General features: G+C 70.6%; 11 protein-coding genes. 8 read left to right on the top strand and 3 right to left on the bottom strand.

From position 1 onward, the window contains the following. Nucleotides 1-196: 196 nt before the first annotated feature. Both J5V96_RS05795 and J5V96_RS05800 read left to right on the top strand, forming a co-directional pair. On the top strand, nt 197-496 hold the full coding sequence (locus J5V96_RS05795) for a GNAT family N-acetyltransferase (RefSeq protein WP_208501642.1): 300 nt from the start codon (nt 197-199) through the stop codon (nt 494-496). 48 nt (nt 497-544) lie between these two features. Continuing rightward, the gene (locus J5V96_RS05800) at nt 545-1516 is read left to right on the top strand and encodes an SDR family oxidoreductase (RefSeq protein WP_208501645.1); all 972 of its coding nucleotides are present in this window, start codon (nt 545-547) and stop codon (nt 1514-1516) included. A 17-nt stretch (nt 1517-1533) separates the two neighbouring features. Here J5V96_RS05800 and J5V96_RS05805 read toward each other — a convergent pair whose 3' ends face one another. Together J5V96_RS05805 and J5V96_RS05810 are read right to left on the bottom strand one after the other, a co-directional pair. Next, nucleotides 1534-2619 carry a 1-acyl-sn-glycerol-3-phosphate acyltransferase gene (locus J5V96_RS05805; protein WP_236014527.1) on the bottom strand — a complete coding sequence of 362 codons (1086 nt, stop codon included), beginning with the start codon at nt 2617-2619 and terminating at the stop codon, nt 1534-1536. Between the two features lie 138 nt (nt 2620-2757). After that, entirely contained in the window at nt 2758-3630 is an 873-nt protein-coding gene (locus J5V96_RS05810; RefSeq protein ID WP_208501646.1) for a patatin-like phospholipase family protein, read from the bottom strand. Nucleotides 3631-3851: 221 nt separating this feature from the next. Between J5V96_RS05810 and J5V96_RS05815 the strand changes: the two genes are divergently transcribed. The 6 genes from J5V96_RS05815 (at nt 3852) to J5V96_RS05840 (ending at nt 9639) form a co-directional block, all read left to right on the top strand. After that, on the top strand, nt 3852-4244 hold the full coding sequence (locus J5V96_RS05815) for a PNPOx family protein (protein WP_208501647.1): 393 nt from the start codon (nt 3852-3854) through the stop codon (nt 4242-4244). A 127-nt stretch (nt 4245-4371) separates the two neighbouring features. Continuing rightward, nucleotides 4372-5550, top strand: coding sequence for an exonuclease SbcCD subunit D (locus J5V96_RS05820; protein ID WP_208501648.1), 1179 nt, complete (start codon nt 4372-4374; stop codon nt 5548-5550). Next, nucleotides 5547-8525: an AAA family ATPase gene (locus J5V96_RS17375; RefSeq protein ID WP_208501649.1), complete on the top strand. Its 2979-nt coding sequence runs from the start codon at nt 5547-5549 to the stop codon at nt 8523-8525. Before J5V96_RS05820 ends, J5V96_RS17375 begins: the two co-directional genes overlap by 4 nt. A 4-nt stretch (nt 8526-8529) precedes the next feature. After that, nucleotides 8530-8715 carry a YkvA family protein gene (locus J5V96_RS05830; protein ID WP_208501650.1) on the top strand — a complete coding sequence of 62 codons (186 nt, stop codon included), beginning with the start codon at nt 8530-8532 and terminating at the stop codon, nt 8713-8715. A 143-nt stretch (nt 8716-8858) separates the two neighbouring features. Beyond that, nucleotides 8859-9035, top strand: coding sequence for a hypothetical protein (locus J5V96_RS05835; protein ID WP_208501651.1), 177 nt, complete (start codon nt 8859-8861; stop codon nt 9033-9035). Between the two features lies 1 nt (nt 9036). Further along, nucleotides 9037-9639: a nucleoside deaminase gene (locus tag J5V96_RS05840; RefSeq protein WP_208501652.1), complete on the top strand. Its 603-nt coding sequence runs from the start codon at nt 9037-9039 to the stop codon at nt 9637-9639. A gap of 319 nt (nt 9640-9958) precedes the next feature. Here J5V96_RS05840 and J5V96_RS05845 read toward each other — a convergent pair whose 3' ends face one another. After that, complete coding sequence (locus J5V96_RS05845; RefSeq protein ID WP_208501654.1) at nt 9959-11404, bottom strand: lipase maturation factor family protein; 1446 nt, start codon at nt 11402-11404, stop codon at nt 9959-9961. Between the last annotated feature and the right edge of the window lie 125 nt (nt 11405-11529).

Genomic DNA, 11529 nt, shown 5'->3' on the forward strand with positions numbered 1-11529 from the left:
CGGGCGCGGGGTGGTGCAGGGCGCTCGCGACCCCCACAGCGGCGACGGCGGCGACGAGTGCGGCGGCGAGGACGAGGGCGGTGGAGGTGCGCATGCCCCGATGGTCGTCCGGCGTACAGCGGGGAATCGGGTTGTCCACAGAGAATCGCCAGCGCGAAAGCGCATCCGAGCCTGTGGACGAACGTAAAGTCGCTGCGTGCCCGAGTTGACCTTCACGAACGACCGCCTGTCGAAGCGATATGAGCTGCGCCGCGGCGACGACCTGCTGAGCGTGCTCGACTATCGCGACAACGGCCACACCATCGCCCTCACCCGCGCCTTCACGAGCCCGCAGCATCGCGGGCACGGATGGGCCGCGGTCGTTACCGAGCGCGCCGTCGAGGAGATCGAGGCCGCGGGCGACCGCACCGTGCTTCCCGTGTGCTGGTACGTCGCCGACTGGTTCGCCGCCCACCCCGAGCGCGCGGGCGTGCTCGACGGAGCCGCGGCGCGCTGACCGGGAGTGACGGCCCCCGGCCTCCCGGGGCGCCGGTAGCGTGGCGCCATGCGCATCCTGATCATCGGCGGCACCGGCAACATCAGCTCTCACGTCACCGCGCTCGCGGTCGAGAAGGGGCACGACGTTGTGCTGCTGAACCGCGGCAACCGTCCGCTGCCCGAGGGCACCCGCGGCCTCATCGGCGACGCCGGGGATGCCGCGTCGATCGAAGCGGCCGTGGGCGATGAGACCTTCGACGTGGTGGCCAACTTCCGCAGCTTCTCGCGACAGCAGGTGACCGACGACATCCGGATCTTCGGCGGCCGCACCAAGCAGTACCTCTACATCTCGAGTGCGTCGGCCTATCAGAAGCCGATCTCGCACACCCCGATCACCGAGTCGACGCCGCTGCACAACCCGTTCTGGCAGTACTCGCGCGACAAGATCGCGAGCGAGGAGCTGCTGGTCAAGGCTTACCGCGAGAGCGGCTTCCCGATGACGATCGTGCGCCCGAGCCACACGTACGGCGAGTCGCTCATCCCGCTGGAGGGCGGATGGACGGCGCTCCAGCGCATGCTCGACGGCAAGCCCGTGGTGGTGCACGGCGACGGCACGAGCTGGTGGACGCTGACCCACTCCCGTGACTTCGCGAAGGCCTTCGTCGGCCTGTTCGGCAACCCGCACGCGCTCGGCCAGGCCGTGCACATCACGAGCGACGAGAGCCTCACCTGGGACGACATCACTCACCTGCTCGCTCGCGCCCTGGGCGTGGAGCCGCAGATCGTGCACGTCGCCTCGGACGCGATCGCGCGCGAGATCCCCGAGATGGGACCGGGCCTCGTCGGCGACAAGGCGCACTCGGTGCAGTTCGACAACACGAAGATCAAGGCGCTGGTGCCCGGTTGGGTGGCCACAACGCCGTTCCACGAGGGCGCACAGGAGATCGTCGAGTGGTTCCTCGCCGATCCCGCTCGCCGCACGGTGAACGCCGACCTCGACGCCGCCTTCGACCGGATCATCGCGAAGTACGGCGCGTAGATCCGGATCCGTCCGCCTCAGGCCTCGGGGTGGGCCAGGTCCCACTCCTGATTGCGGGCCTCGACCCATGCGTCGATCCGGGCGAACTCGTCGAACAGCCAGCGGGCCTGCGCATTGCGGTCCTCGGGCACGTCGGCGCGCGGCACGCGGTGGGCGTGCAGCACGATCTCCTTGTCCATCGGCAACTCGCGCCAGATGTCGGAGAGCGTGACCAGGCGGTCGAGGCCCGTGTGTGCGATGAACACCACGTCGGCGTCGGGCGCGGCCGAGAGAGCGGCGTGCAAGCCGCCGGGCTGCGGGGCCATCACATGCCGCATCTTGAGCGCGCGCGTCGCCATGGTGTCGCGACCGAGCTCGCGCAGCCGGGTGATCCGAGACAGCCGTCGCGCCTGCGAGAAGTTGCCGCCCTCGGGGAAGATGAGCAGCGCATCCGCCGGCCCCATGCCGGAGGCGAGCGCGCCGATCCGCTCCTCCACTCCCTGCGCGCGGGCGGCTCTCGATGTGAAGCCGGACGGCGTGATGAAGCGCGCGGGCAGGCGGTGCAGGATCACATCGATCGCCGGATCCCACTGCAGCGTGTCCTTGAGCACGATGCGCGGATTGCGCGACACCTCATTGATCAGCGTCTCGACCAGGATGAACGAGTCGCCCGGCCCGGCATGCCGGCTCGCGACCACCAGGGGAGTGCCCGGCATAAACAGGGCGTCGAACGATGGGGCGCCCTCCGTGACGATCCGCAGCCGCAGCAGGCGCGTGAAGGCGGCGAACAGGATGCCGAGCCCCCACGCCATCAGCGTGTAGTGCGCGCGCTGGAACGCGGGCGAGCGCAGCTTCCACCCGAAGCCCGATCCGATCCACAGGGCGAACAGCGCGATCACCATGCTCGCGTCCCAGAGGAAGTACAGCGTCAGCAGCAGCACGATGCGCGGCACACGCAGGAACCCCGGCAGCATCGCCGACACGATCAGAGCCACGAGCAGCAGGATCGGATCGGCCACGACGATCAGCACCGCCAGAACCACGACGAGGGGTGCCAGGATCACCCGCCTCACCCAGCGCGGAGGCACACGCGGCAGGATCGGCCGGGCCAGCGGGGCGTCCATGGCGCGATGCTATCCCTCCGCCCCACTGGCTCGTCGAGCTCCGCCCCCTCGTCGAGCTCCGCCCCCTCCCGTTCGTCGAGCGCCGTCCCTCCTGTTCGTCGAGCGAGCGGAGCGAGTCGAGACGCCTGACGCCTCCGCTCAGGCGTCTCCCTCTCGGGCCACCTCGTCGAGGTAGGCCGACGACGCGTCGTAGGCGCGATCGATCCGGTCGGTCACCGTCTTCATGTTGCGATAGGCGGTGATGCGCTCATCGCCCTCGAGCGCGCCGCCCGAGGGCAGAACGTGCACGGTGACGCCCTCGGGGAGGGTGGCGAGGTCGCGCGCGTAGCGGTGGCGCCGGGCGAGCTCGAACGCGACGCGAGCGGTCTCGAGCGCGGTGCGCGGGGCGACGAGGCGCTCCTCGATACGGCCCACTTGCAGCACGTAGATCTGCGTGGCGCCGGCCTCGACCGCGTGCTCGAGGGGGATGGAGTTGACGATTCCGCCGTCGATGAAGTGCTCGTCGCCGATCCTCGTCGCGGGAAACACTCCCGGCACCGACGCCGACGCCATGATCGCCGGGATCAGCGGACCCGTGTAGAAGACGTGCTCCGCCGCGCGCTCGATCACGGCGGCGACCACCATCAGCGGCACCGCGAGATCCTCGAAGGTCGCGTGGCGGCCGAGCGACTTCTCGAGCAGCTGCCGCAGCGGATCCGGCGAGTTCAGGTGCGTGCGGGTGCGCAGGATGCGCCCGAACTGGCCCGCGAGGGATCCGCCGTACACCTTGCTCGCCTCGGGGCTCACCCAGGCGTCGAGCAGAGCGTCGATCACGGCGGGGGTCGGATCCTTCGCGATCAGGGCCCCGTTGATCGCGCCGATCGAGGTGCCCACGACCAGCTCGGGCCGGATGCCCCGCTCGAGCAGCGCGCGCACCATGCCGATCTCGACGGCCCCGCGCACGCCCCCGCCGCCGAGCACAAACGCGGTCTTGGCTCTGTGAGGAGGGGGCTGAACCTCGGCGCGGGTCATACGGGGAGCGTATCGAGGGCCCGGGGTGCGCTGACAGGGCTCTCACCCCGCCGTTCATCGAGCGAGCGAAGCAAGTCGAGATGCCCCAAACCTCCGCTGCACTCACCTCGCCGTTCGTTCTCGCTCCCTCGCGCATCGAGCGCGCGCTACCCCCTCGTTCATCGAGCGAGCGAAGCGAGTCGAGATGCCCCAAACCTCCCGCTCAGGTCCAAGCTGGCCCCATGCCCACGTTCACGCAGCGCTTCCTGAAGCTCCTGAACCGCACGCTCAACCCGATCACGCTGCGCGCCGCCCATCGCGGTCGGGGCCCGTTCTCGCTCGTCGTGCACGTAGGGCGCACCTCGGGCCGCACGTTCGAGGCGCCGCTGATCCTCGCCCGCGTGCCCGAGGGCTTCGTCGCCGAACTCACCTATGGCGACAGGGTGAACTGGTATCGCAACCTCGTCGCCGCGGGCGGCGGTCGCGTGCTCTGGCGCGGGGAGTGGTTCGAGGTGACGGGCGTCGAGCCTTACGGCACGGCGGCGGGCCTGCGGGCGTTCGGGCCGCCGGCGAGCTGGGTGCTGCGGGTGCTGCGGCGGCGGGAGTTCCGGTTGCTGCGGGTGGAACCGCGCTGAAGCTCGTTGACATCCGACAGTGCCACGACCGTGCTCCGTTTGCGGTCAGCCGAGGGCGAGCTGAGGATCCGGTGCGTCCCCGGCGGTCCTCCGCGGCAATGTCTGACCCCCTCCTTACCGTGTGGGTATGCGGATCCTGCACACCTCGGACTGGCACATCGGGCGGTCGTTCCACGGCCACAGCACCCTCGATGCGCTGCGTGGTGTGCTCGACGCGCTGACCGCGAAGGTTCGTGAGCGCCAGGTGGACGTGGTGGTCATCGCGGGCGACGTGTTCGACTCGGCGACGCCCGCGGCCGCCTGCTACACGCTGCTGACCGAGGTGCTGGGCGAGCTGAGCGCCACCGGCGCGCAGATCGTTGTGACCAGCGGCAATCACGACAACGCGGCGCGCCTCGGGTTCCTCGCACCTCTGCTGCGTGAGGGCATCCACGTGGTCACCGACCCGTCGTCCGTGGGCACGCCCATCACGCTCGCCGACGACCACGGCCCCGTGCACTTCTACGGCGTGCCGTACCTCGAGCCGATCATCGTGCGGGGCGTGTGGCCCGGCGTCGAACTGCGCACGCAGCAGCACGCCATCGACCACGCCATGACGCTCATCAACGCCGACCGCGCCGAGCGCGGTGGCCGCTCGGTCGTTGTGTCCCACTGCTTCACCGCGGGCGTCGAGGCGACGGGGGGAGTGGAGCGCGAGATCCGCCAGGGCTCGCTCGACGTGGTGCCGGTCAGCGCCTTCGACGGCCCCGACTACGTCGCTCTCGGCCACATCCATGGCCGCAACCAGCTGGCCCCGCACATCCGCTACTGCGGCGCACCCCTGCACTACAGCTTCGGCGAGGGCAGCAAGCCCCGCGGATCCTGGCTCGTCGAGCTCGATTCCGCAGGCTTCGCCTCGGCCGAATGGCTCGAACTGCCCGTGCCCCGCGCCCTCGTCACCCTGCGCGGCACCCTCGACGAGCTGCTCACCGACGCCGCGCACAACGCGCACCTCGACTCGTGGGTGTGCGCGGTGCTCACCGACGCCACCCCGCAGGCCGAGCCCATGCGCCGCCTGCAGGCGCGTTTCCCGCACTGCGCGACGATCCAGATGGATCCGCAGGGCCGCGCGGGCGACGACGGCCAGAGCTACCGATCCCGCGTGAAGGAGGCCGTCAGCGACGTCGACCTCATCGACACGTTCCTCGACCACGTGCGCGAGGGCGAGCGGGCCGACGACGCCGAGCGCGAGCTCATCAACGACGTGGTCACCGCGCGCCGCGTGCTCGTGAACGAGAACGGTGAGAACGAGAAGGTGCCGGCGTGAGGATCCATCGCGTCGAGATCGCCGGCTTCGGGCCGTTCCGCGAACGGCAGGTGGTCGACCTCGACAGCTACGCCGCCGACGGCATCTTCCTCATCGCCGGGCGCACGGGTGCTGGCAAGTCGTCGATCCTCGACGCCATCTGTTTCGCGCTCTACGGCTCGGTACCTCGCTACGAGAGCGGCGACAAGCGCCTGCGCAGCGACCACGCCGAGCCTGAGGACATCACCGAAGTCGTCCTGCAGTTCACGGCGGCCGGCCGCACCTGGAGAATCACCCGCACGCCCGAATACGAACGTCCCAAGAAGCGCGGCGACGGCACTACCACCGCGGCGCCGACCATCCGCATCGAGGAGCTCGTCGACGGCACCTGGATCGGGCGGGCCGCCCGTGCCGTCGAAGCCGACCCGCTTGTCGCCGACATCATCGGGCTCAACAAGCAGCAGTTCCTGCAGGTCATCCTGCTCGCCCAGGGCCGTTTCGCCCGCTTCCTGCTCGCCAAGAACGACGAACGCCAGGCTCTGCTGCGCACCCTCTTCGGCACCAAGCGGTTCGAGGACTACGAGAAGTCGCTCGACGAGCAGCGCAAAGCCGCCGAGGCGCGCGTCGAGAACCAGAGCCGCGGCCTCGACGTGCAGCTCGACCACGCCGCCGAGCTGGCCGAAGCTCTCGTGGATCCGCTCGCAGAGGGCGCCTCGATGGCGGAGCGGATCGAATGGGCCACCCGGGCAGCGCTCGTCGCACGCCACGCCGCCGAAGCGACGGATGCCGCCCGCCAGGAGGCGCAGAAGTCCTTGGCAGCCGCGGAGACCGCGCACCAGGAGCGCGTCGGACAGCGCGAGAAGCAGGAGCGGCTCGCCGGGTTGCGGGCCTCGTTCGCGGCGCTCGAGGCGCGCGCCGGCGAGATCGACGAGCTGCGCGCCGAGCGCGACGCCGCCTCACGCGCCGAGCCCGTGCGCACGGCGCGCGATGCCGTGACGCGAGCGCTGGGGGCGCTCAACCGCGCGAACGATGCTTTCGACGCGGCGAGCGAGGCGTGGGCGCACGGACGGTCGGACTCGGCACCCGCAGAAGACGCAGAGACGGCCGAGCTCGAGGAGTTCGTCGCCGCGACACAGCGGCGTATCGGCGCCTGGGGTCCGCTGCGCGAGACCGAGGCGGGCCTGGATGCGGACGCGCGTGCGGTGGAGCAGCTCGAGGCATCCCTGACCACGGTGGTCGAGAAGACCGCGGCGCTCGACGAGCGGGCCGCGGCGCTGCCGGCCGAGCTCGAGCGGGTGCGGGCCGCGATCGAGGCCGCGACGGCGCTTGCCGCAACCGTCGACGCCCGCACACAGGACGTCGCCGCCCTCGAGGGGCAGCTCGCCGCCGCGCGATCGGTTGCGCAACTCGCCGCGGCACAGCGCGACGCGCTCGACGCGGCGCAGAAGGCGAAGGCCTGGCGCGACCAGATCGAGGCCCACCTCGACGACCTGCGCCGTCGACGTTTCGCCGGCATGGCGGGGGAGCTCGCGGCCGAACTCGTCGACGGGGAGGCGTGCACGGTCTGTGGCTCGACCTCGCACCCGGTGCCTGCCGCGCGGGCCGACGATGCGGTGACGGCCGACGATGTCGAGCGCGCCGATGCCGAGCGCGCCACAGCGAGCGCCGCCTACGAGGCCGCGAACGCGAAGCTCAACGACGCCACTCGCGCCCACGAGGCCGCGCTCAAGGACGCCGGCGGACGCTCGGTCGACGAGCTCTTGACCGACCTCGATGCCGCGAACGCCGCGCTCACCGCGGCCGACGCCGCCGTGTCTGCGAAGCAGAAGCTCGCCGACGAACGCGCCGGCCTCGAGGCCGAGGCTGCGCAGCACAACGCCGAGCGTGAAGAACTCGCCGGACGCCGCAGCGAGCTGCAGGCCCGCCTCGAGGCAGCCACTGCGACCCTCTCTCTGAACCGAGCCGCCGTGGCCGACGCGCGGGGCGCATCCGCCTCCGTCGCCGAGCGCATCGACGCCGAGCAGACCCTCGCGCGCCTCGCCACCGCGCTCGTCACGGCGCAGGCAGAGGTCGCACGCGCCGAGCGCACAGCCATCGAGGCCGGCGACGCGTTCGAGGCAGCGGTGCGCGAGGCGGGCTTCGCCGAGCCGGATGAGTCCCTCGCCGCCCTGCGCGACGCGGGCCGCCGTGCCGCGCTCGACGAGCGCATCCAGAGCCACGACACCGACCTCGCCGCCACCAAGCGCGGCCTGCTCGACCTCGAGCTCGAGATGCTGCCCGACGAGCCCGTCGACACCGCGGCCAGCGGCGACGCCCTCGCCGAGGCCAAGCACGCGTGGGAGGCGGCGGTCGACCTCAGCAACCGCGCCACCCAGCGCGCCCAGTCGCTCGAAGCCGCCGTCGCCAAGATCGAGCAGAACTATGCCGAGATCGCCGACCTGCGCGCCGAAGCCGACCGCATCAAGCGCCTCGCCGACACCATCGCCGGCCGCGCCAACAACACCAAGCGCATGAAGCTCGAGACCTTTGTGCTCGCCGCCGAACTCGAAGAGATCGTGCAGCAGGCCAACATCCGTCTCGAGGAGATGTCGCGCGGGCGGTTCGGCCTGGTGCACAGTGACCGTCTCGCGGCCCGCGGCGCTCAGTCGGGCTTGGGGCTCGAGGTGATGGACAGCTTCACGGGCCGGCCCCGTCCCGTCGAATCTCTCTCTGGCGGAGAACGATTCCTCGCCTCCCTTGCGCTCGCGCTCGGGCTCGCCGAGGTCGTCACCAACCGCGCCGGCGGCATCAAGCTCGACACGCTGTTCATCGACGAGGGCTTCGGATCGCTCGATGCCGAGACCCTCGACACCGCCATGCAGGTGCTCGACGAACTGCGCTCTGGCGGTCGTACCGTCGGCATCATCAGCCACGTCGAGGCGATGAAGGAGCAGATCCCCGCGCAGCTCCGCGTCGAGCAGACGTCGCACGGCTGGAGTGTGGTGAGGCAGGGTTGACGCCATGAACACGCGCAGGATCATCGGATCGGTGCTCGTCGGAGCGGCGGCCATCGTCTACGGGGCGTCGCCCATCGACATCATCCCCGAGCTGCTCGGGCCGATCGGGCTGGCGGATGACGCGGTCGTCATCGCCGGCGCGGGGCTGGCCATCTGGCGGATGCTCGGGAGGCGCAAGCCCAAGGCCTGACGGGGCTGTGGGCGTTTCTACTCGCGGACGCTCGCTCAACGGACGAGGGGCTCGCTGACGCTCGCTCAACGGACGAGGGGGTCCCTGGCGCTCGCTCAACGAGCGAGTGGGGGATGACCGCCGAGGAAAGTAGGCTCGAGGGCATGAAGACTGAGTCGATCTGGACCATCGTCGGCGTGGTGATCGCCGTCGCGATCGCCTGGTTCCTGGTCGAGGTCGTGCTGTCGGTCATGTGGTTCTTCGCCAAGGTCGCCGCCGTCATCTTCGTCGCGGTCATCGTCTACTTCGCCCTGCACGCCCTGCTCAACCGAAAGCGCTGACATGGAAATCCAGAGCACATTCACGATCTCCCTGCCCGACTGGATCCAGGACGAGCTCGCGGAGGTGCCGGAGATCATCCCGAGCCGTGACGAGCGGATGGCGCTCGTCAACCGCCTCGCCGACCGCAACTGGCGCGAGGGCAACGGCGGCCCCTTCGCCGCGATGATCGCCGAGACGCAGACCGGGCGCATCGTGTCGGTCGGCGTCAACGTCGTGCTCGCCAGCAACATCTCCCTCGGCCACGCCGAGGTCACCGCGATCGGTTTGGCCCAGGCGCGCCTCGGCTTCTGGGATCTCGGCGGCGACGGCCAGCCCGAACACGAGCTGCTCGTCAACTGGCGCCCCTGCGTGCAGTGCTACGGCGCGGCCATGTGGTCGGGCATCCGCACGCTGGTCATCGCCGGATCCGGCCCCGAATGCGAAGACCTCACCACCTTCGACGAGGGCCCGATGATCGGCGACTGGGCCGGCGCCTTCGAGGCGCGAGGCATCCGGGTGATCCAGGATCTGCGCCGCGAGGAGGCCGTCGACGTGTTCCGCGCGTACCGCAACGCCGTGGACGCCGGGCGGGTCACGGTGTACAACGCGCGCTCCGGCGACTGACGGCGGCGCGCCACCGCGCGGGTGAGACTCTGCGCGAGGCGTGGGGCGTCTCGACTCGCTGCGCTCGCTCGACGAGCGAGGGGGTGAGGCACCGCGCGGGGTGAGGCGCTGCGCGAGGCGTGGGGCGTCTCGACTCGCTCCGCTCGCTCGACGAGCCGGGGGGTGAGGCACCGCGCGGGGTGAGGCGCTGCCCGAGGTTTGGGCGTCTCGACTCGCTGCGCTCGCTCGACGAGCGGGGTGGGGAGGCGTGGGGCGTCTCGACTCGCTGCGCTCCCTCGACGAGCGGAGGTGCGGGATCGACGAGCCAGGGGCCGGGGGCTCAGCGCGGGGCGGAGAGCTGCACCGGGTCGAGTACCGTGCGGCGGCGGTCGCGGATCCAGATGACGCCGTGCTCGCGACGTTCCTCGCGAGTGGCGAAGCGGTAGCGATACGAGACCACGCGGATCCAGCGAGGCGGGTCGCCCGCGAACGGATCCGTGCGCAGCAGCCGCAAGGTCGACGGATCCGATTCGAGCAGCTTGACGATGAGGGCCTGGCACCAGCTCTCGACGCCGCGACCGAGCGGCAGGAACCACATCAGCCAGTCGAGGCGCAGGTGGTACGGCGCGAACTGACGCGGCAGGCGCCGCTCGTTGCCGGGCTTGCCTTTGAACTCGTACTCGCGCCACTCGGCCCGCATCGGATCCTCCGAGCGGGTGCCCTCGATGATCCACTCGACGCGCTTCTTCGTCACCGTTCCGAACGCGCCGTAGGCGTTCCCGAGGTTCCAGCGGTTGAAGGAGGCGTTCATCCGCTGGTTCGACGAAACGAGATTGAGCGCCGGCCGCCAACTCAGCCACAGGTACAGGGCGGTCACCGCCAGAGTGACAACCAGCCACCAGAGCGGCAGCTCGCCCTCCACGGGCTTGGCGGGGATGGCGATCGCCGAGCATGCCATCACGATCGTCGCCCAGTTCAGCCACGCGAAGTTGCCCGTAGCCACCAGCCACAGCTGCGAGAGGATCAGGATCACCGCGCCGGCGGCGCCGATCAGCTGCGGGATCTGATCCGGGATCCACAGGCCGAGAATCGGCGCGAACAGCAGCCAGGGCACAAGCAGCTGCGCCAGGTGATTGCCGATCGCCTCGCCCTTGTGCATCCAGCGCGGCAGCAGGTGCGCCGTGCGGCTGAAGGGACCGGGCATCGGCTGGGTCTCGTGGTGATAGGTCAGGGCGGTCAGGTCGCGCCACTCGCGCCCGCCGCGCATCTTGATCATCCCCGCGCCGAACTCGAGGCGGAACGTCAGCCACCAGAACAGCACGATGATGTGCGTGGGCGGCGGCTCGTGCGCCGATCCGAGGAACGCGGCGAGGAAGCCCGCCTCGAGCAGAAGCATCTCCCACCCGAAGCCGTAGAACGTCTGGCCGATCGAGACGATCGACATGTACCCCGCGTACAGCGCCAGGAACGCGAGCATCGGCACCCACGAGGGGCCGAGCTGCGGCAGGCCGAGGATGAGCGCGGCCGCGATGAGCATGCCGACGACGCACAGCACTCGCAGGCGCGCATCGGAGTAGCGGATCCAGCGGAACAGCGTCGGATTCAGCCGCCGCGGTTCGTCCTGCGCCCAGTCGAGCAGCGCGGGGGCCGGCAGCAGACCGCGCTCGCCGAGGAGCGCGGGGAACTGATTCAGGGTCGAGAGGAAGGCGACGAGGTACACGGCCGCGACGCCGCGTTGCAGCACCTCGCGCGCGAGGGCGAAGTCTGGGGCGAGGAACCCGTCCATGCCGTCAGGTTACGGGTGCGCACCGTCCCCGGCGCAGGGGGTTGACGCGCGCCGGGGGACCGGGCGTTTCGACTCGCTGCGCTCGCTCAACGAGCGGAGTGGGCAGCTCGCTCAGCGAGCGGGGT

The sequence above is a fragment of the Microbacterium stercoris genome, assembly GCF_017592545.1.
GTDB lineage: Bacteria > Actinomycetota > Actinomycetes > Actinomycetales > Microbacteriaceae > Microbacterium > Microbacterium stercoris.